Genomic DNA, 19,974 nt, shown 5'->3' with positions numbered 1-19,974 from the left:
GAGGGCGTCATGCCGAGGGGTAGGCATGCACAGAACGCTACCATTCGATTACGTGTGGTCGCGCCATCTGGTGTGTCCGCCGCAACGGTGCGCCCCGGTCCGGCGAGTACCCGCCCTCCTTCCGCCTTCAGTGGCCGAATGACCCGAAGGGGCGATCCAAATACGGCGTCAACTGGTCGACAACCTGCTCGGCCAGTTTCTCATGCGTGCCGTAATGAGGTTCGCGCATGCGGTTCTCCCCGCCGGGCGGTCGGACGAGACAGATGCCAGCCTCGGGCTACCCGTCATCCGGGTTCCGGCGCAGGTCAAGCGTGCCTTCCTGGAACCGAACGGGCCGCCGCGGCTCGCCCGACATCGTCAGCGGGGACCCGGCAGGACGGCGGCGAGTTCCGGGATGCGAGCGCGGTAGGCGTCGAGCAGGGCGCGGGCGGTGCCGACCGAGTCGACCAGGGGGTGCAGGGCGAGGGCCTGTACGGCGAGGCGGTGTGAGCCGGTGAGGGCCGCCTCGATGGTGGTCTGCTCGACCGCCTTCACCTGTTGGAGGAGGCCGAGGAAGCGGCCGGGCAGGGGCCGGGTGGCGAGCGGGTGGACGCCGGAGCCGTCGACGGCGCAGGGCACCTCGACGACGGCCTCGGCGGGGAGGCCGGGCAGGGCGGTGCCGTTGCGCACGTTGAGGATCATCGTGGCGGGCTCGCCGCGGGCGATGGCGGCCATGAGCGCGAGGGCGATGCCCTCGTAGCCGCCCGCCTCCAGGTCGGCGGCGTCGCGTTCGCCGGCGTCGGCGATGCCGCGGGTCTCGGCCATGTAGGTGGCGTCGCGTTCCCGACGGGTGCGCTGCCACTCGGCCAGGGCGTCCCCGGGGCGCTCGCGGACGGCGGCGTAGAAGCGCTCCTGCTGGTCGAGGAGGATCTCGCCGCGGGTGCGCCCGCCGGTGATCGCGGCGATCGACTCGCGAGTGAAGTAGTAGTAGAACAGGTACTCGTTGGGCAGCGCGCCCAGGGTGCGCACCCATTCGGGACCGAAGAGCCGGGCCTCCTCGACGCGGCGCAGCGCGTCGTCGTCGGCGAGCAGCCGGGGCAGCACGTCCTCACCCTGGTGGCCGAGCTCGGTCAGCCAGCCCAGGTGGTTGAGGCCCGCGTAGCCCGGCGAGACCCGCGCGGGGTCGAGGCCGAGCGCGGTGGCGGCCCGCCTGACCAGGCCGATCGGCGAGTCGCAGATGCCCACCACGCGGTCGCCGAGCACCTCGCGCATCGCCTCGGTGATCATGCCGGCGGGGTTGGTGAAGTTGATCACCCAGGCGCGGGGGGCGAGCGCCGCGACCCGCTCGGCCACGCGCATCGCGGCCGGGATCGTGCGCAGGGCGAAACAGATGCCGCCGGGGCCGGTCGTCTCCTGCCCCAGCAGGCCGAGGTCGAGCGCGACCCGCTCGTCGGCGACACGGCCCGCCGTACCGCCGACCCGCATCGCCGAGAAGACGAAGTCGGCGTCGCGCAGCGCCTCGTCGAGGTCGGCGGCGACGCGCACGCGCGGCGGTCGCGGGTATCCGGCGGCGAGCTGCCCGAGCACGTGCCCGATGACCTCCAGCCGCGCGGGCGACACGTCGTACAGGGCCACCTCCTCCACCCGCGGGGTGCCGGTGTCGCGCAGCAGCGCGCCGTACACGAGGGGAACCCGGAAGCCCCCGCCCCCGACAACGGCCAGTTTCATCGCGGCTCCTTCGACTTCGACTCGCGGCGATTGTCAGGTTCTTCCCGCCGCGGGCCGACGACGCTTCCGGACTGCCGCAAACGGACCGGAGACCTCAAACGAGGACGACCTCCACGCCCGCGGCGCGGAGGTTGGCGAGGATGGCCTCGTCGGCGCCCTCGTTGGTGATGACGACGTCGACGGCCTCGGGCCCGCAGACGCGCAGCGCGCCGGTGCCGGGGAACTTGTGCCGGTCGACGAGCAGCACCACCTGACCGGCCGCGGCGATCATGGCGCGTTTCAGCGGGACCTCGGCGAGCGTGGTGTCGACGAGCTGCCCGTCGGGGCGCACGCCGCTGGCGCCGAGGAAGACGCGGTCGGCGCAGACCTGGCCGAGCGCCTCCTCGGTCAGCACCCCGACCAGCGAGTGGTAGGCGCGGCGGACCATGCCGCCGAGCAGCAGCAGCTCCACGTCGGGGTCGTTGCGCAGCACGTCGAGTACGGCGAGGCTGGTGGTGACGACCGTGATGCGGCGCCCGCGCAGGTGCCGGGCGAGGCGCATGGTCGTGGTGCCGATGTCGAGCAGGATCACCTCGCCGTCGCGCACCAGCTCGGCGGCGCGCCGGGCGACGGCGTCCTTCTCCTGCTCATCGACGGCCGCCACCTCGGCGAACGGCAGGTCGCCGTCGGCGTCCACGCCGGCCAGCGCGCCGCCGCGCACCCGCCGGAGCGTTCCATCGCGGTCGAGCACCTCCAGGTCCCGGCGGATCGTGGACGGGCTCACGCCGAGCTGGCGTGCCAGGTCGCTGACGCTGGTCGCGCCCGCGAGCCGGACGCGGCGCATGATCTCGGCGTGTCGGAGGTGCTGGAGCACGGGCGCATCCTATCAGTCAATTTCGCGCACAAGTGAGCAGGATGGAGCAAACACGTGCGCGATCGATTTGCTATGCCCCGGAAGACCGTGCAAGATTGCGCCCATCTCGCTTCGTCGAGGAGGACAGCCGGTGGATGCACAGGCGTACGACCCACTCGCCGACCTGCGAACAGCGGACGCGCCGCAGTTCGACGTCTTCCTCTCGGGCACCGTCTTCCTCGACATCGTCTTCACCGGCCTGCGCGCGATGCCTGCGGCGGGCACCGAGGTGTGGGCCGAGGGCATGGGCTCGTGCCCCGGGGGCATCGCCAACCTCGCCATCGCGACCAGCAGGCTGGGGCTGCGCACCTCGCTGGCCGCCGCGTTCGGCGACGACGACTACGGCGACTTCTGCTGGCGGACGCTGGAGGAGCAGGAGCACGTGGATCTGTCCCGGTCGCGACGGTTCGAGCACTGGCATTCGCCGGTGACGGTGTCCATGGCCGTGGATCGCGACCGCAGCATGGTCACGCACGGCCATCCGGCCCCGATGCCGGCCTCGGACATGATAGGCACGCCGCCCCGCTCGCGGGTGGTGATCGTGGGCCTGTCCCCGGACGAGCCGCTCGGCGGGGGCGGGTCACCGGACTCGTGCGGCTGGGCCGAGCTGGCCCGCCGCCAAGGCTCGATGATCTTCGCGGACGTGGGCTGGGACCCCTCCGGCACCTGGTCGCCCGCCCTGCTCGACCAGTTGTCCTACTGCCACGCGTTCATGCCGAACGCGGTCGAGGCGATGGCCTACACCGGCACCGACAGCCCGCGCGAGGCGCTGTACCTGCTGGCCGACCGGGTTCCGCTCGCCGTCGTCACCGACGGGGCCAACGGGGCGATGGCGATCGACTCCAGCACCGGCGAGGAGGCGTACGTCCCGGCACCCCGGGTGACCGCGCTCGACCCGACCGGCGCGGGCGACGTCTTCGGCGCGGGGATCGTGCTGGGCACGCTGTGCGGGTGGCCGCTCGCCGACCGGTTGGCGTTCGCCGAGCTGTGCGCGGCGCTCGCGGTGCAGGAGTTCGGCGGGTCGCTCGCCGCGCCCGGCTGGGGGGACATCGCCGACTGGTGGCACGAGGTGCGGGCCGCCGCCGGGCGCGGGCGCGCCTACGACAACCTGCTCGCCCGGCGGTACTCGTTCCTCGAACGGCTGGTGCCGACCGTGCCGGTGAACGCGGTCCGCCGCGCCGCCGCGACCATCGCCCGGTACGCCGACGTGAGCAAGGCGCCCCGGACGTCCGGAACCCGGGCGGAATCCCGGGCGGCGGAGCCGAGGGCGAGTGGCCCGGCGGCGGACGGATCAGCGCCGAAAGGCTCAGGGGCGGAGGAACGACGCGTTCCGGACGATGTCGAGGCCGTGCACGGGACGCGCTGCGCGCGACCCGGCGCCTCGGACCCGCCGCACGCTTCCTCGTCGTGACCGACGGACGGCCGGCACCGGAACCACGGCACAGCCATCGGGATCGCCGAGGAACACGTCGTTCGCATCCCGATGCCCGACCCATGCCCGCCAAGCGCACGACACGTTACCGAACGCAATAATTCTGTGGCCTCGCCGCCAATCACCGCCCACCTGACCGTCTGAGCACCTCGCCGTACACTCCCCTTGATGACGATACGTCACTATGCGAACACGGAGGTGGAGTTTGTGCACGGTTCCGGGGCTCGCGAGGTGTGGCCGTTCGAGTGTCTTCGCTGTCAGCACATCTGGGCGGAGGAGTACGTCCTCCGGCAGGTGACCGACAATCGCGGCAACGTCATCGAGGTCTGGCTGTCGGACGGCCTTCCGGTCCAGCCTCCGCCGAGCGGCACCCGCTGCCCCAAATGCCGGGCCACGAGCATCACGGCGTTCCCCAAGGGCTACCTCGACCGCCACCCCGACATCACCTACCGGGACAAGGTCGATCTCGGCGTCTCGCCCCCGGAGTCCGCTCGCGCCGGGTCCGCGTCACCGGCCGCCGAGGCGCATGGCGTTCCTGCCCCGGACGCGGCGTGGCGTCCGCGCCGGCGTCTGGCGATCTCGCGGGCGGTGTACCTGACCGCGATCGCGGTGGCGGCCCTCCTGGTCACCGTGTACGAGATCTACGAGACCGTGCTCACGAAGGCGCGGCCTCACTAGGACCCACCGGACCAGGACCCACCGGACCAGGACCTACCGGGAGCCTCGCCCGGCCTACGCCAGCAGGCGGACGAACTCCTCGAACGAGATCCTCCCGTCTCCGTCCACATCGGCCGCGTCGCCGAGGGCGGCGAGCGCTTCGGCGGTCACGTGGGGGAAGCGCCGGACGAACTCGGCCTGCGAGATGTATCCGTCGCCACTCTGGTCGATCTCGTCGAACAACTTCCTAAGCTCGGGCACCGACTGCGACGACATGGATGTCCTTTCCGTGGTGGTTCACCACCGTTTATCGCTGACGCGCAGATCAAAGAGTAGCGTCGGGCACGCACATCCGCCCTGCCGGTCACACCGGCGTACCGTCCTGGGGAACCGATCGTGACCACCTACTACAACGAGGATCTGGCCCATGTGCACGACGCCGGGTACGGGGATCTCGCCCGCGCCGCGGCCACGGCGCTGCTTCCCCTGCTGCCGTCGAACGCGGTCGTGATGGACCTGGGCTGCGGCACCGGCATCCTGGCCCAGCGGCTGAGCGAGGCCGGGCATCGCGTGCACGGCGTGGACATCTCCCCCGCGGCGATCGCCCTTGCCAGGTCCCGGGCGCCGCGGGCCGTCCTCCAGGTGGCCTCGTTCGCCGACGTGCCGCTGCCGGAGTGCGACGCCGTCGTCTCCATCGGCGAGTGCCTGAACTACGCCTTCGACCCGCGGGTCGGCACCGATTCCACCCTGCTGCCCGACCTGTTCGCCCGGGTGCGCCGAGCGCTGCGCCCCGGCGGTCTGCTGCTGTTCGACGTGTGCCTCGTCGGCACCGAGCCGCGCCCCCGCGTGGCCTGCACCGAAGGCGACGACTGGATGGCGGTCGTGCACGCCGCCGAGTCCTCCGGCACGCTGACCCGCCGCATCACCACCTTCCGGCGGCTCGGCGAGCTGTGGCGGCGCTCCGACGAGACCCACCTGCAGCGCCTCTACACCCGCGACGAGATCACCGACGCCCTGCGCCGTGCGGGCTTCACGGTGCGCGAGCTCGCCTCGTACGGGGATCACGACCTGGCGCCGGGCCGGGCGGGCTTCCTGGCCACCCTCCCCGAACCTCGGCCCGGCGGTCAGCCGGGCGACGGGTGATCGGCGGGGGCGGCGTGACGCAGCCAGACGTAGGCGACCGGCTGGGCGGCGTTCCACGCGGCGGCCAGGTCGTCGTCGACGGGATGGAACCCGGCGTGGCGGTAGCAGCGCAGGGCGGCCTGGTTGTCCGGGTGGACGCGCATGAAGATGTTCGCCTGGCCCGCGTCCAGGGCCAGGCCGGTGAGGTTGCGCACGAGGGCCCTGCCGACGCCCCTGCCCCGGAAGCCGGGCGCGACGATGACCCGCGCCAGTTCGACCTCGTCCTCCTCGGCGTCGAACCACAGCTCGCCGTAGCCGAGCAGGTCCCGGCCGTCGAGCAGCGCGTACGCCCGGACGTCCTGCTCCCGCAGCCACTCGGCCACGACCCGCGGCGGCAGGGGATACTCCCGGCGGCCGCACCACATCGTCACCTCGTGCCCCGAGGCGGGCCAGGCGGCGATCGTCTCCGCGTACGCCTCGACGGCGGGCAGCAACCGCACGATCCACACCTTTCGCGCCGACGCCGTGTCGCCGACGAGCGTACCGCTCGGCGCGGCGGCGGACGGCGGCCGGGAAGGCCGAGATCGCCGCGGTGGTGCCGGGCGTTGACCATTTGTTTGGGCCATGTTCGCTATGGGCGTCGTCCTTCGGACGGGTTGTGCCGGGCATATCCGATTCAATGGAACAGCCGGTCGGAGGCGCGTCTGGCCGTACCGGACCTGATCCACCGTCGGGAGGACGATTGAGCGAGCACCTGGCCTTCTGGATCGATCACGACTACGACAGGGAGCACGCGGCCGACGGGATCAGCCGTTACGACGCGCACGTGAGGGCAGGTCTGGACGAGTTCTCGGAGGCGTGGGGCGACATCGCGCCGGTCGCGTTCGCCTGCACGGCGTGGCGGCTGGCGACGACCCCGACGCTGTCGCCGGGGTTCGTACGCTGGCACCGGCGGGTGCTCGACGCGACCTGCGTGCGCAACTCCTACGACGGGACGCTGACCGTCCAGGCCCAGTTGGTCTCGCCGTGGCCGGCCGCCCTCACCTGGTCGCGGGACTGGTGGCAGGACCGGGGATGGCTCGACTGGCCGGAGGTGTTCGGGCAGTTCGTCGAGCCGTCCGAGCAGGACCTGGCGAAGATTCCCTACCTGCGTGGCACGCTCCAGATCGACGCGCCGGTTCCGCTGGGCGACCTGCCCGCCGCCCCGGACGGGCCCGGCGAGGACGTCGAGGGCACGGCCCGCCGAGCCGTGATCGTGCTGGTCAGGGAGCTGAACGAACTCATCTCGCCGATCATCCGGCAGTTGGAGGAGTTCTCCGGCCGCGCTTAGGTTCTCGCCGCCGGGCGGCACCAGGCCGGCGAAACACGACCGGACGCCGATATCGACGAATCGGAAACGGAGATCCGCCGAGGAAAAGGCGTCACGTGTCGGCCACCATGACCGCGAGCCACCCGCATCGGCGCGCCGGACGGTCCGCGAACCGTCCGGCGGCGCGCTCACCAGCCGTCAGGGCTGGACCTGGATCTTTCTGCCGATGCCGTTCTTGAAGCGGGTCAGCGCGGTCTCGTACTCGTCGAGCGGGAACCGGTCGCTGATCATGACCTCGGGCTTGAGCACCCCGGCGGCGAACAGCTCCCCCGCCCGCTCGAAGCTGTGCAGCACGGCCATCGACCCGGTGATGGTGATCTCCTGGTTGTAGATCCTGTACGGCTCGATGACCGCCTTGGCGTCCTCGTTGGAGACCCCGAACTGCAGGAACGTGCCCCCGCGCCCGACCCGGCTCAGCCCGTCCTGGATGGCCGCGACGACGCCGGTGCAGTCGACGACGATGTCCCAGCCGCGCGGCCGGTCCAGTTCGTCGGCGGAGGTCACCGCGTCGGTGCAGCCGAGCAGGCGGGCGGTGGCGAGGCGGTCGGGGTTGAGGTCCACCATGCTGACGGTGGCCGCGCCCGCGCGCTTGGCCAGTTCCATCATCATCAGGCCCATCGTGCCCGCGCCGTAGATGAGGTAGTGGGAGGCCATGTCCCGGGGCAGCACGTCGAAGCCGCGTACGGCGCACGACAGCGGCTCGATGAGGGCGGCGTCGGCGGTGGCGACGCCCTCGGGCAGTTTGAAGCAGTTCTTCACCGGGGCGGCCACGTACTCGGCCGCGCCGCCGGAGACGGTGACGCCGATCGCGTTCCACCGTTCGCACAGGTTGCCGCAGGCGCGGCGGCAGTAGTAGCACTCGCCGCAGTGCAGCGAGGGGTCCACCGCCACCTGGTCGCCCACGCGTACCTCGGTGACGTCCGCGCCGACCTCGACGACCTCGCCGGCGAACTCGTGGCCGGGCACGACCGGCAGCGTGGGCGCGAACTCGCCCTCGAGGATGTGCAGGTCGGTGCCGCAGATGCCGCAGGCGGCGACGCGTACGACGACGTCGCGCGGGCCGGGCGCCGGGTCCGGCACGGTCTCGACGGTGATCTCTCCGGGCTTGACGATGATCGCTGCCTTCATTTACTTGACCGCTCCCAGGGTGAGTCCGCGTACGAGCTTGTCCTGTGCCATCCAACCCGCGATGAGCACCGGAAGTGAGACCAGGGTGGCCGCCGCGCACAGCCGGGCCAGGAACAGGCCCTCGCTGGTGATGAAGCCGACCAGGAACACCGGCGCGGTCGCGGCCCGGGTCGCGGTCAGGTTCACCGCGAACAGGAACTCGTTCCACGCGAAGATGAAGCAGATCAGCGCGGTCGCCGCGACCCCCGGCATGATCACCGGGCCGATCACACGGACGAGCACGGTGGGCAGCCGCGCGCCGTCCACCTGGGCCGCCTCGATGATCGCGACGGGCACCTCCTGGAGGAAGGAGCGCAGCATCCACACCGCCAGCGGCAGGTTCATCGCCGTGTAGAGGATGACCAGTGACCACACGTTGTCCAGCATGCCCAGCCACTGCACCATCAAATAAAGCGGCAGCAGGGCGGCGATCGCGGGCAGCATCTTCGTCGACAGGAAGAAGAACAGCACGTCGCGCCACTTCGGCACGGGTTTGATCGCCAGCGCGTACGCGGCGGGCAGCGCGAGCGCGAGCACGGCGAGCGTGGAGATGAGCGCCGCCATCGCCGAGTTGATGAGGTAGGGGGCGATGCCGCGCTCAAGCACCAGCTCGTACTGGGCGACGGTGGGCGTGGCGAACAGGTCCGGCGGGTTGGACGCCGCCGCCGACTCGGTCTTGAACGAGGTCAGGACCATCCACAGCACCGGGAAGAAGAAGAACACCGCCGCGACCCAGGCGAGCAGCGTCCACAGCACGCCCCACCTGTGGCCCTGCCTCCCGCGCGGACGCGCGTGGGACCCGCTGCGCGGCGCCGTGGCCGTCGGCGCGGCCGTCACCTGGGATGTCATCGCGTCTCCTCCCGGAACAGCGACGAGACGACGCGCAGCGTGAACGTCGCGACGATGATGGTGGCGATCACGACCACCACGCCCGCCGCGGCGGCCTCGCCGTACTCGTACTTGCGGAACATGGTCAGATAGATCTCGTACGGCAGGTTGGTGGTGGACGTGCCCGGCCCGCCCTGGGTGATGGTGAACACCGCGTCGAAGGTCTGCACCACGTAGATCGAGCCGAGCAGCGCGCCGAGCTCGATGTAGCGGCGCAGGTGCGGCATCGTGATGGAGCGGAAGATCTGCCAGGGTCCCGCGCCGTCGACGCGGGCGGCCTCGAGCACGTCGCCCGACTGGCTCTGCAGCCCCGCGAGGATGATCAGCATCATGAACGGGGTCCACTGCCACACCAGCGAGGCCACGACGGTGGTCATCGGGTAGTCGGTGACCCAGTCGACGCGGGTGGGGACGGTGTCCCCCCACAGCCGCTGGATCATGTCGATGGTGCTGCTGATCAGCCCGTACGTCGGGTTGTAGATGACGTGTTTCCACAGCAGCGCCGAGGCCATCGGCATGATGAGGAACGGCGCGATGAGCAGCGTGCGCACGATCCCCCTGCCGACGAACCTGCGGTCGAGCAGGAAGGCGAGCACGGTCCCGAGCAGGATCGAGATGATCACGACGCTCGCGGTCAGCACGACGGTGTTGACCACGGCGGCGCGCAGCCGCCCGTCGGTGAAGACGGTGATGTAGTTGCGCAGGCCGGCGAACGCGGTGTCGTTCGGGTGCAGGACGTTCCAGCCGAAGGTCGAGATCACCAGGGTGACGACGAACGGGAGCTGGGTGACGACGATCGTGAAGACCAGCGCGGGCAGCAGCGGGAACCGGCGCGTCCAGCGCTCGCTCCGCCGCTGTTGTGGCGCGGGCCCGCGGGGGGACGGCTTCGCCGCCACCGGCGGCGAGGGGGCGATGGTCATCGGAGTTCCTTGAACATTCCGTGGGCGGACGTTCGGTGGGGCGGCGTTCGGTCGGCGGGCACTCCCCGGGTGTGCGCCGCACGGGCGTGAGGATCGGACGTGACGATCGGTCGGCGGGCGGGCCGCGGGCGGTCGGCGTGTGATCGGCCGGGCGGGCGGCGGGTGGGCAATTCGGACGAGAACGGCGCGGCGGGGCGCCCAGAGGGGCGACCGCGAGGGTGCGCGGGCGAAGGGAGGGCGGGCGCCGCGCCGCGCCGGGCTCAGGGAGACCGGGCCCCGCCGTCCTGCCCGGCGACGGCGGGGCCGGGCCTCACCGGTACTTGAGGGTGACCTGCTCGGCCAGCTTCTGCCCCTCGGCGAGCGCCTCCTCGACCGTGGTCTGGCCGGCGATCGCCGCCGACACCTGCTGCGACACCTTCGTGCCGAGGTCGGCGAACTCCGGCACGCCCACGAACTGGACGCCCACGGTCGGCCGCGGCTGCGTGCCCGGGTTCTCCGGGTTGGCGTTGGCGATCGAGTCGAGCGTCACCTTGTAGAAGGCCGCGGCGGCCTTCTGGTACTCGGGGATCTCGTACGTGGACTTGCGCTTGCCGTCGGGCAGCCGCGACCAGCCGAGCTGCTGGCCGACGAGCTTCTCGTAGTCCTTGCCCGACGCCCAGGCGATGAACTTCCACGCGTCGTCGGCCTTCTTGGTGGTCTTCGGCATCGCCCAGGCCCACGTCCACAGCCAGCCGGAGTACTCGGTCTTCTCCACCGGGGCGAAGGTGTAGCCGACCTTGCCGGCGACCTTGCTCGTCTTCGGGTCCTCCAGCGACGCCGCGGCCGAGGTGGCGTCGTACCACATGGCGGCCTTGCCCTGGCCGAAGGTGTTGAGGCACTCGGTGAAGCCGGACTGGGCCGCGCCGGCCTCGCCGTGCTTCTTGAGCAGGTCGACGTAGAACTTCACCGCCGAGGTGAACTCGGGCGAGTTCACCTGGGCCTGCCAGTCCTTGGTGAACCAGGTGCCGCCGAAGGTGTTGACGACCGTGGTGAGCGGGGCGAACACCTCGCCCCAGCCGGGCAGGCCGCGCAGGCAGATGCCGGCCACGCCGGACTTCTTGTCGTCGAGCTTGGCGGCGAACTTGGCCACCTCCTGCCAGGTGGGCCGCTCGGGCATCGTCAGCCCGGCCTTCTCGAACAGGTCCTTGCGGTACATGAGGAAGGACGACTCGCCGTAGAACGGCACGGCGTACATCTTGCCGTCGGTGCCCGACAGCGACTTGACCATGGGTTCGAGCAGGTCGGCCTGGTCGAAGGCGGCGTCGGCCGCGGCGAAGGAGGAGGTCTCGTGCAGCCAGCCGTTCTTGGCCCAGATCGGCACCTCGTAGGCCCCCACGGTGACCACGTCGTACTGCCCGGCCCCTGTGGCGACATCCTGCGTCACCTTGTCGCGCAGTTCGTTCTCGGGAAGGATCGTGAAGTTGACCTTGATGCCGGACTGCTTGGTGAAGTTGTCGGCGGTGAGGCGGGAGATGTCCTCCATCTGCGGGTTGCCGACCATGAGCACGTTGATCGACTTCTCGCCCGACGCTCCGCTGCCGCCGCCACCACCGGCCCCGGCGCACGCGCCCGCGGCCAACGCCACGGCGGCCACGCTCGCGATCATCGCGAGGGAGCGCCGATAGCGACCCTGTGACGTCATCCTGACCTCCTGGTCTTACCGCCGCCGCTCGGCGGCCGGTTGATCATCCGACGCCCCCGATGTCGAGCCGGGCCGGGCCCGGCTCCGCCCCGTTCGCCAACGACCGTCGCGCCTCGTGCGGCTCCTCGGGGAGCGGGGCCGCGTCGATCCGCCGTACGGTCACCTCCGCCGCCGGGATGAGCCGCTCGGGCAGCTCGGCCGTGCCCGGAACCAGGCACGCGCTCGTGCCCAGCGCCACCGCCTCGGCCAGGCAGACGGCGGCGTCCGCGGCCCCTCGGCCGAGGAACGCGGCCAGGTAGCCGGCGAGCAGCGTGTCCCCCGCGCCGGTGGTGTTGACCGGCCGGATCCTCGGCGCCCGCGCCCACAGGCAGCGGGTCGCGCCGCCGTCGACGAGCACGGCGCCCTCGGAGCCGGCGCTCGCCAGCACCGCGGTGCCGCCGGCGGCGACCTCGCGGGCCGCGCCGACGACGTCGGCCAGGTCGGGCAACGGCCGCCCGGCCAGCTCCGCGAGCTCCTCGCGGTTGGGCTTGACCAGGTCGGCGCCCGCCGCCAACGCCGCCGGCAACGCCGCGCCGGAGGTGTCGACGGCGGCCCTGGCCCCGGCCGCGTGCGCCGCGTCGACCAGCCGGGCGACCAGCTCCGGCCCCGCCCCCGGAGGCAGGGAGCCGCAGCAGGCCACCCAGGCCGCGCCGGTCTCGACCGCGGCCGTGCGGGCCTGCCGTACCAGCTCGTCCAGCTCGGCCTCGGTGAGCGGCTCGCCGGGCTCGTTCACCTTGGTGGTGCGGCCGCCCGGCTCGATCACGGTGACGTTGACCCGTGCCGCGCCGCCGACGTGTACGGCGCGGCACGGCAGCCTCGTCTCGCCGAGCAGCGTGGCCAGGTCGTGGCCCGCCCGGCCGCCGACGGGGAGGACCGCGACGGTCGGCACGCCCAGCGCGGCGAGCACCCGTGACACGTTCACGCCCTTGCCGCTGGCCTCGACCGCGACGTAGTTGGCCCGGTGCAGCTCACCGAGGCGGAACTCGTCCACGTGGTACGTGCGGTCGAGGCTGGGGTTGGGCGTGACAGTGATGATCACAGGCGGGGTCGCCCTCCGTGAACCTGAGATTTCTTGCGGGTTACGTTGGTACTCATTGGTTCTAGTTGTGATTGATTGCAGAGTCAAGGGTTTGATTGCGTTTACTTGGCGATGGTTGGAGACATATCCCCTCCGGGAACCGCGGACCGGGATCGCAGCCGCCCGGCTCGCCGTACTCTTGGGACGCGACCAGTGAAAGACGGGACCGAGCGATGGACGAGGTGGCGATGAGCGGGACCGGGACCTCGGAGCGGGCCCCCGAGCGACCCCACGAAGGACCCCCTGAGCAGGCCCCAGAACAGGCCCCAGAACAGGTCTCTGAACAGGCCCCTGAACAGGCTTCCGAGCGGGCACGGCGCCGCTCCGATCAGTCGCTCTACGCCTCCCAGCGCCAGCAGATGCTGGTCCGCACGGTGCGCGCGACCGGGCGCGTGGACGCCGCCGCCGCGGCCGACGAGTTCCAGGTCTCCACCGAGACCATCCGCAAGGATCTGATCGAGTTGGAGAAGCTTGGACTTCTGCGCCGGGTGCACGGCGGCGCGATCGCCGTCGACGAGCTGTCGTTCGAGCCGGCGATCTCCGCGCGGACCGAGTTCATGGAGGAGAAGCGGCGCATCGCCCGGGCCGCCCTCGACGAGCTGCCGCGCACCGGGGCCGTGCTGCTCGACAACGGCTCCACCGTCGGCTGCCTGGCCGAGATCTTCCCCTCCGACCGCGACCTGACCGTCTTCACCAACTCGCTGACGATCGCGCTCACGCTGGTCAGCCGCCCCCGCCTCACCGTGCACACCCTCGGCGGCCGGGTGCGCGGCGTCACGCTCGCCGAGGTCGGCATGTGGGCCACCCGCGCCCTGTCCGAGCTGCGCGCCGACGTCGCCTTCCTCGGCACCAACGGCTTGTCGGTCGAGCGCGGGGTGACCACCCCCGACGAGGCGGAGGCCATGATCAAGGGCATGATGTACGGCGCGGCCCGCCGCCGGATCCTGCTCGCCGACCACAGCAAGATCGGCCACGTCAGCATGCTCAAGTACGCCGACCTGTCCGACGTGGACCTGCTGATCACCGACACCGGCCTGCCGGACGACGAGCTACGCCGCCTGGAGGACGCCGGGGTGACGGTCCGCCGCGTCTGAGCCGTGCGTCCGCGCGGGCCGGTGCCGGTATAGGTCTCGGTATAGGTCTCGGTATAGGTGTCGTTATCGGGCGGAACGGCGCTCAGTCGCCGGAGCGCAGGACGGGGCGGAGGTTCTCCAGGACCGCGGGGTCCTCGATGGTGGAGGGCACGGGCTCCTCCCGCCCGTCGGCGATCGCGCGCATGGACTTGCGCAGGATCTTGCCCGAGCGCGTCTTCGGCAGCGCGGGGACGACGTCCACGTCCTTGAACGACGCCACCGGCCCGATCTGGGCCCGCACCGCCGCCACCAGCTCGGCGCGCAGCCGTTCCTCGTCGACGTCCACGCCCGCCTTGAGCACCACCAGGCCGCGCGGCACCTGGCCCTTCAGCGAGTCGTGCACGCCGATCACGGCGCACTCGGCGACCGCCGGGTGGGAGGCGAGCACCGCCTCCATCGAGCCGGTGGACAGCCGGTGCCCGGCCACGTTGATCACGTCGTCGGTGCGGCCCATGACGTACAGGTAGCCGTCCTCGTCGAGGAAGCCGCCGTCGCCGGTGAGGTAGTAGCCGTCGTAGCGGGACAAATAGCCCTCGACGTAGCGGTCGTCGTCGTTCCACAGGGTGGGCAGGGTGCCCGGCGGCAGGGGAAGCCTGATGCAGATCGCGCCCTCGGCGTCGGCGGGCAGCTGTGTGCCGGAGGCGTCCAGGACGCGCACGTCGTAGCCGGGGACGGGGACCGTCGGCGAGCCCGCCTTGATCGGCAGCGGTTCGAGGCCGCGCGGGTTGGCGGCGACCGGCCAGCCGGTCTCGGTCTGCCACCAGTGATCGACCACCGGAACGCCGAGCACGTCGCTCGCCCAGTGGTACGTCTCCGGGTCCAGCCGCTCTCCGGCGAGGAACAGCGTACGGAAGCAGGACAGGTCGTAGTGGGCCAGTTCCTTGGCCTCGGGGTCGGCCCGCTTGATGGCGCGCAGCGCGGTGGGGGCGGTGAACAGCGCCTTCGCCCGGTACTCGGAGATCATCCGCCAGAACGCGCCCGCGTCCGGGGTGCCGACCGGCTTGCCCTCGTACAGGACCGTGGTGGCGCCGACGAGCAGCGGGCCGTACACGATGTAGGAGTGGCCGACGACCCAGCCGACGTCGGAGGCGGTCCACCACACCTCCCCCGGGCCGATGTCGTAGATGTACCGCATCGACCAGGCGAGGGCGACGGCGTGGCCGCCGTTGTCGCGGACCACGCCCTTGGGCCTGCCCGTGGTGCCGGAGGTGTAGAGGATGTAGAGCGGGTCGGTCGCGGCGACGGGCACGCACTCGGCGGGGACCGCCGACTCCAGCGCCTCCTCCCAGTCGAGGTCCCGCTCGCCCATCGCGGCACGGGCCTGCTCGCGCTGGAACACCACCACCCGCTCGACCTGGTGGGCGGCGAGGTCCAGCGCCTCGTCCACGATCGGCTTGTACTCCACCAGCCGGTTCGGCTCGATGCCGCACGAGGCGCACAGCAGCACCTTCGGCTTGGCGTCGTCCACGCGTACGGCCAGCTCCTTGGGGGCGAACCCGCCGAACACCACCGAGTGCACCGCGCCGAGCCGCGCGCAGGCGAGCATCGCGATCACCGCCTGCGGGATCATCGGCATGTAGATCACCACGCGGTCGCCGGCTTCGACGCCGAGCCCGCGCAGCACGCCCGCGAACCGGGCCACCTCGTCACGCAGCTCCGCGTAGGTGTAGGCGATCTTCGCCCCCGTGTACGCCGAGTCGTAGGCGAGCGCGGTCCGGTCGCCGTGACCGGCGGCGACATGCCGGTCGAGGGCGTTGTGGCAGGTGTTGAGCGTCGCGTCGGGGAACCATCGGTAGAACGGCGGGTTGGAGGCGTCCAGCGCGCGGGCCGGCGGCCGGTCCCAGTCGATGGCCGAGGCCGCCTCCAGCCAAAAACCCTCAGGATCGTCCAGACTCCTGCGGTAGGTCTCCTGATACGCGCCCACTGTCTCTCCTTTGGACCCGTCGCCAACGTTCTCCCGTCGTCTTATCCGCCTGCCGGGCCGATTGTCCATGACACCGAGTGCAAAGGGCGGTGAGCGGCGGTGCGCGCGAGTTCGGCGGTCGGGGTCCGTCGGTGAGCGGGCCGGAGAGCCGGATGGGTGATCAGTGGCCCGATCCGGCGGAGTGGCCGGCGGTGAGCTCGCCGTCGTGGGCCATCTGGTGCTCGCCCTGGATGGTGCCGCCGAGCTTGGCCTGCAGCTCCGGCAGGAGGCTCTCGGGGGCCACGCCGACGACCCACTGGTTGCCGACCAGCACCGAGCCCCAGCCCTGCTCCTCGTTGGCCCAGGACCGCATGCCCTCCAGCGTGGGGAAGGTGGACAGGAAGTAGCGCTGCTTGTCGATGTTGCAGTATCCGGAGGTGATGTCGGCGGCCTTGACCTGGATCTTGGGCTTGCCGCAGCCGATCGCCTTGGCGAGTTCCTGGATGTTGTAGACCTGGGCCTGCTTGGCGACGACCTGACCGTCGTGGTGGCCGGCGCCCTGGACGTCGACGCCTTCGGCTCCGCCGCAGGCCACGGCGAACGGCAGCGCGATGAGCGGCGCGAGAAGCCGGGCACGCTTGGCGACGAGGCGGGTCTTGTGGGGGAAACTCATCGACGTGCTCTCCTCCGCGAGGGCGGGTGGGGTGATCTCTGCTGTGAGGTACGCCGCGAGCACGATGAAGGTTCATCCATATCAGCGGGTTTTCGTGTTAACTGCGCGGTTTTTCTGCTGAAACGCCGCATGGGCGGCCGTCGTCGACGGGCCGCCCATGAACGGGTCGGAGGTGAATGCCGCGCCCATGACGCGGCGGTCGCGCGGGTCAGCAGCGCCGGCCGCTGTTGATGCAGTCGACCACGAAGTTCATCAGGTTCTCCGGCATCACGTTGTGGAAGTCGGCGTGGTCGGTGATCGGGGCGTGCTTCTGGTCGGGGAAGGCGTCCACCGCGAAGTTCGGCCCGGCGGGCGCCGCGTACCTCAGGGTCATCCGCAACTGCGGGATCGCCTGGGTCCCGGCGGGGCAGGCGCCGTTGCCGTCCGGGAAGACCACGTGGGTGCGGTGGTTGGCGCTGTCCAGGTTCTGGCCGTCCCAGCAGCTCGGGAAGTCCAGGACGCGGGTGACGAGGCTGCCGCGCGGGCACAGCGGGTACTTGTCGCCGGAGATCCGGTTCTCGAAGCCCGAGCAGGTCCAGCCGGCCCTGGCGTTCGCGCCGCCGTTGACGGCGGACTTGGCGTCACCGGTGATCATGCGCAGGAAGCGCGGGGCGGCGACGACCCTGCTCTGCGGGTTGCCGCGGAACTCCATGATCGCGGCGCGCGGGGTGAGGATGCGGCCGATGTTGCCGTCCTGGCCGCCGCCGGGGGCGTTGGCGTCGTTGCCCTGCCGGGTGCGGTCGCGCAGCACCGGCCAGAAGTAGGCGGACCTGTCGTCGCGTGCGCAGGTGGTGCCGCCGGCCGCCAGGCTCTCGTCGGTGGACTGGCCGCTGGTGGTCAGGTTGCCGACGTAGTCGTGCTGGTGCTGGGCGCCGTTGCTCACGCCCGGGGCGACGATGTGGTTGTCGGAGTTGAAGTGGCCGTTCTGGTTGGTGCCGCAGCGGGAGATGAACGTGCCGCGCGAGCCGTTCCGGCCGAACCTGGGCTGCTGCACCGGCTGGAAGGTGCGGACGTCGGCGAAGTCGCTCAGCGCCGGACCCACGTCATCACACGCGCCCTGGTCACCGCCCTGGTCACCGCCCTGATTGCCCCCGCCGTTGTTGTTGCCGTTGTTGTTGCCTCGGCCGCCGCCGAAGCCACCGCGGTTGTTGCCGAACCTGTCCTGACCGTTTCCGAAGCCGCGGTTGCGGTTGTTGTCCCCAGGGTTGCGGTTGTTGCGGCCGAACGCCTGGAGCTGCTGCTCGTCCTGCCCGCTCTGCTGGTTCAGGCCCTGCTGGCCGTTCTGACCGCCACCCAGGTCCTGGTCCTGACCGCCCTGACCTTGGCCCTGACCCTGGTCACCCCGACCCTGGCCGTTCTGGTCCAGGCCCTGCTGATCGTTGTTCCCCTGGCCCTGGCCCTGACCCTGGTTGTTGTTCCCCTGGTCACCCTGCCCTTGGCCCAGATCGCTCTGGTCCAGGCCCTGCTGATCGTTGTTCCCCTGCCCCTGGTTCTGACCTTGCTGGTTGTTGTTCTGCTCCGCCTGCCCGATCCGCAGGCAGGGGGCCGCGACGGCGGGGGTCGTGACCGCGTCGACCACGGTCAAACCCGCCCCCGCGAGCGTCACCGCCATGAGTACGCCAGCAAAACGCTTGCGTTTAGGCGTGTCACTAACCATGGAAGTCTGTGTCCTTCGTCATCACTTGGCCGGAGCCGGGGGCTGGGGCAGCTGGTTGTGATCGACCAGCCCCGTGCTCTCCAGAAGGCGCATGTGCTTGAGCACGAACGTGTTGCCGACCTCGGCGAACGCCCGGATCTGGTCGTTTCGGGTGCCCGCGCGGATCAGCGCGATGGTGCCGAAGACCTTGCCGTGGGCCAGGCGCAGCCGGTTGGCGAAGACCTGGTCGAACTGCTCGCCGGGGTTCGCGGCCATCTCTTCGGCCAGCCACTTCTGCTGGTCCTCGCTGGGCTCGCTCGGCAGTACGACCCCGAGTTGCGCGGCCAGCGCGCGGACCTGCTCGTCGAGCTTGACGTGATCGGCGGCGAGAATGCGGCCGACGTCCCGCACCTTCTGGTTGTTGGACTTGTTCTGCGCCATGTTGCCCGACGGGATCTCCCAGAGCCCGGCTTGTCGGATCTTGAAGAGGAAGTCGCGGTCGGCGGTGGTGAGCGGACCGGAGGCGGTCTGGCTGAGGACCTCGGGGTCCCCGGTGCTCCCCGTTCCATCCGCGGGAGCCGCCTTCGGCAGGATCACGATGATCGCAACCGTGGCGACGACAAGAAAGGCAGCGACAAGAAGCAACTCGACTGCCTTTATGCGATTCGTGCCGTCCACAGTTAGTAGCCACCTCCGCTATTGCCGCTATCAGCGCCATCACCGGCGCCACACGCCCTGGCGCCGGAGAGGAAGACCGACCGCAGGCCGTCCGGCTCGGACCCTGTCATCTGCGGGCCCGGCGATTGAGACGTTCCAGCCGTTCGTGCGTATCTCTCATCGAGGACCTCGGCGGCGCGAGCCGCCGAGGGGCGGACAGCGGTCGGGCACGGCGCCTGCGCCGGTTCGGTACCGCGCTCACCGCGTCCCACCGCTGTCACCTTCCCCCTCCGGAGTCGGGCTGTTTTCCGAGGGAAGCTACGGAGGAGGCTGGGCCTCGGTTCAAGGAAACTGATGAAAAAAGTTGATGTGACTGGAGTTGCGATTTTTATGGATGTGCAGACTGAGTTGCTGGCACTATGTGGGGCGTGCAGCGCTACCGCAGCATCAGCCCCCAGGGGCCGGCCGCCGACAACGACCCGGAAGAGCAGCTCATCACGGCTCTCTACCAGGAGTTCCGCGGCCCGCTTCTTCGCAACGTACGCAGACTCACCGGCGGTGACCTGCAGTGGGCGGAGGACGTCGTCCAGGAGACGGTCTTCCGCGCCTGGCGCAACGCCGGGAAGCTCAACCGGGAACCGGGATTGCTCTGGGCCTGGCTCATGACAGTGGCCAGGCGCATTGTCATCGACGGCCGGCGGCGTCGCAGCGTGCGCCCGCCGGAGGTCGAGCCGGACGGCCTGGAGACCGCGTGGGTGCCGGACGCCTCCGACTCGACGCTGTCGTCGATCGTGGTCTCCGACGCCCTGCTCACGCTCTCCGAAGAGCACCGCGAGGCTCTGATGCAGACATATTTGAAGGATCGGACCATCAACGAGGCGGCGGAGATCCTCGGGGTGCCTCCGGGTACCGTGAAATCTCGCGTCTACTACGCCCTCCGGGCGCTCAGAGCCGCCTTGAAAGAGAGAGGGATGCCCTGAC

Annotated in this window: 19 protein-coding genes; 6 read left to right on the top strand and 13 right to left on the bottom strand. The window is 70.8% G+C overall.

The genetic code is table 11. The features are described 5' to 3' along the window. Positions 1 to 357: 357 nt before the first annotated feature. The gene (locus AB0K60_RS24225; protein ID WP_364059110.1) at positions 358 to 1,707 is read right to left on the bottom strand and encodes a 6-phospho-beta-glucosidase; all 1,350 of its coding nucleotides are present in this window, start codon (positions 1,705 to 1,707) and stop codon (positions 358 to 360) included. Positions 1,708 to 1,801: 94 nt separating this feature from the next. Continuing rightward, positions 1,802 to 2,560, bottom strand: a complete 759-nt coding sequence (locus AB0K60_RS24220; RefSeq protein WP_364059107.1) for a DeoR/GlpR family DNA-binding transcription regulator — start codon at positions 2,558 to 2,560, stop codon at positions 1,802 to 1,804. A gap of 130 nt (positions 2,561 to 2,690) precedes the next feature. Between AB0K60_RS24220 and AB0K60_RS24215 the strand changes: the two genes are divergently transcribed. Together AB0K60_RS24215 and AB0K60_RS24210 are read left to right on the top strand one after the other, a co-directional pair. After that, positions 2,691 to 4,010: a PfkB family carbohydrate kinase gene (locus tag AB0K60_RS24215; RefSeq protein ID WP_364059104.1), complete on the top strand. Its 1,320-nt coding sequence runs from the start codon at positions 2,691 to 2,693 to the stop codon at positions 4,008 to 4,010. Between the two features lie 315 nt (positions 4,011 to 4,325). After that, the gene (locus AB0K60_RS24210; RefSeq protein WP_364059101.1) at positions 4,326 to 4,709 is read left to right on the top strand and encodes a hypothetical protein; all 384 of its coding nucleotides are present in this window, start codon (positions 4,326 to 4,328) and stop codon (positions 4,707 to 4,709) included. Between the two features lie 54 nt (positions 4,710 to 4,763). Here the strand turns inward: AB0K60_RS24210 and AB0K60_RS24205 are convergent, their stop codons facing one another. Then, on the bottom strand, positions 4,764 to 4,964 hold the full coding sequence (locus AB0K60_RS24205) for an EF-hand domain-containing protein (protein ID WP_364059098.1): 201 nt from the start codon (positions 4,962 to 4,964) through the stop codon (positions 4,764 to 4,766). Between the two features lie 120 nt (positions 4,965 to 5,084). Between AB0K60_RS24205 and AB0K60_RS24200 the strand changes: the two genes are divergently transcribed. Continuing rightward, positions 5,085 to 5,831, top strand: coding sequence for a class I SAM-dependent methyltransferase (locus AB0K60_RS24200; RefSeq protein ID WP_364059095.1), 747 nt, complete (start codon positions 5,085 to 5,087; stop codon positions 5,829 to 5,831). On the opposite strand, the gene AB0K60_RS24195 is transcribed toward AB0K60_RS24200, so the two are convergent. Continuing rightward, positions 5,813 to 6,310, bottom strand: coding sequence for a GNAT family N-acetyltransferase (locus tag AB0K60_RS24195; protein WP_364059092.1), 498 nt, complete (start codon positions 6,308 to 6,310; stop codon positions 5,813 to 5,815). The two genes, AB0K60_RS24200 and AB0K60_RS24195, sit on opposite strands and share 19 nt — an antisense overlap. A gap of 242 nt (positions 6,311 to 6,552) precedes the next feature. On the opposite strand from AB0K60_RS24195, the gene AB0K60_RS24190 reads away from it, so the two are divergent. Beyond that, positions 6,553 to 7,140, top strand: coding sequence for a hypothetical protein (locus tag AB0K60_RS24190; protein WP_364059089.1), 588 nt, complete (start codon positions 6,553 to 6,555; stop codon positions 7,138 to 7,140). Between the two features lie 177 nt (positions 7,141 to 7,317). Here the strand turns inward: AB0K60_RS24190 and AB0K60_RS24185 are convergent, their stop codons facing one another. The 5 genes from AB0K60_RS24185 to AB0K60_RS24165 form a co-directional block, all read right to left on the bottom strand. Next, positions 7,318 to 8,307 carry a zinc-dependent alcohol dehydrogenase family protein gene (locus AB0K60_RS24185; RefSeq protein WP_364059086.1) on the bottom strand — a complete coding sequence of 330 codons (990 nt, stop codon included), beginning with the start codon at positions 8,305 to 8,307 and terminating at the stop codon, positions 7,318 to 7,320. Beyond that, the gene (locus AB0K60_RS24180) at positions 8,308 to 9,195 is read right to left on the bottom strand and encodes a carbohydrate ABC transporter permease (protein WP_364059083.1); all 888 of its coding nucleotides are present in this window, start codon (positions 9,193 to 9,195) and stop codon (positions 8,308 to 8,310) included. It abuts the gene before it with no gap. Then, positions 9,192 to 10,154 (bottom strand): sugar ABC transporter permease, encoded by a 963-nt coding sequence (locus AB0K60_RS24175; RefSeq protein WP_364059080.1) that lies wholly within the window; start codon positions 10,152 to 10,154, stop codon positions 9,192 to 9,194. The genes AB0K60_RS24180 and AB0K60_RS24175 overlap by 4 nt, the downstream gene beginning before the upstream one ends. 310 nt (positions 10,155 to 10,464) lie before the next feature. Further along, positions 10,465 to 11,835 carry a sugar ABC transporter substrate-binding protein gene (locus AB0K60_RS24170; RefSeq protein ID WP_364059077.1) on the bottom strand — a complete coding sequence of 457 codons (1,371 nt, stop codon included), beginning with the start codon at positions 11,833 to 11,835 and terminating at the stop codon, positions 10,465 to 10,467. A gap of 43 nt (positions 11,836 to 11,878) precedes the next feature. Further along, a complete protein-coding gene (locus AB0K60_RS24165) occupies positions 11,879 to 12,913 on the bottom strand; it encodes a 1-phosphofructokinase family hexose kinase (protein WP_364059074.1) in 1,035 nt (344 codons plus the stop codon). A gap of 398 nt (positions 12,914 to 13,311) precedes the next feature. Between AB0K60_RS24165 and AB0K60_RS24160 the strand changes: the two genes are divergently transcribed. Then, on the top strand, positions 13,312 to 14,046 hold the full coding sequence (locus AB0K60_RS24160) for a DeoR/GlpR family DNA-binding transcription regulator (RefSeq protein ID WP_364059170.1): 735 nt from the start codon (positions 13,312 to 13,314) through the stop codon (positions 14,044 to 14,046). Between the two features lie 82 nt (positions 14,047 to 14,128). On the opposite strand, the gene AB0K60_RS24155 is transcribed toward AB0K60_RS24160, so the two are convergent. From AB0K60_RS24155 to AB0K60_RS24140, 4 genes are all read right to left on the bottom strand, one after another. After that, a complete protein-coding gene (locus AB0K60_RS24155) occupies positions 14,129 to 16,009 on the bottom strand; it encodes a propionyl-CoA synthetase (protein WP_364059071.1) in 1,881 nt (626 codons plus the stop codon). A gap of 160 nt (positions 16,010 to 16,169) precedes the next feature. Next, positions 16,170 to 16,661 carry a hypothetical protein gene (locus tag AB0K60_RS24150; RefSeq protein WP_364059068.1) on the bottom strand — a complete coding sequence of 164 codons (492 nt, stop codon included), beginning with the start codon at positions 16,659 to 16,661 and terminating at the stop codon, positions 16,170 to 16,172. A 208-nt stretch (positions 16,662 to 16,869) separates the two neighbouring features. Next, entirely contained in the window at positions 16,870 to 18,312 is a 1,443-nt protein-coding gene (locus AB0K60_RS24145; protein WP_364059065.1) for a DUF1996 domain-containing protein, read from the bottom strand. Between the two features lie 66 nt (positions 18,313 to 18,378). Then, complete coding sequence (locus AB0K60_RS24140) at positions 18,379 to 18,981, bottom strand: DUF4142 domain-containing protein (protein ID WP_364059062.1); 603 nt, start codon at positions 18,979 to 18,981, stop codon at positions 18,379 to 18,381. A 458-nt stretch (positions 18,982 to 19,439) separates the two neighbouring features. On the opposite strand from AB0K60_RS24140, the gene AB0K60_RS24135 reads away from it, so the two are divergent. Next, positions 19,440 to 19,973: a sigma-70 family RNA polymerase sigma factor gene (locus AB0K60_RS24135; protein WP_364059167.1), complete on the top strand. Its 534-nt coding sequence runs from the start codon at positions 19,440 to 19,442 to the stop codon at positions 19,971 to 19,973. The last annotated feature ends 1 nt before the right edge of the window (position 19,974 follow it).

It is taken from the genome of Thermopolyspora sp. NPDC052614 (genome assembly GCF_040678635.1).
In the GTDB taxonomy this organism is placed as follows: domain Bacteria; phylum Actinomycetota; class Actinomycetes; order Streptosporangiales; family Streptosporangiaceae; genus Thermopolyspora.
This window is presented reverse-complemented; position numbering and strand designations above follow the sequence as displayed.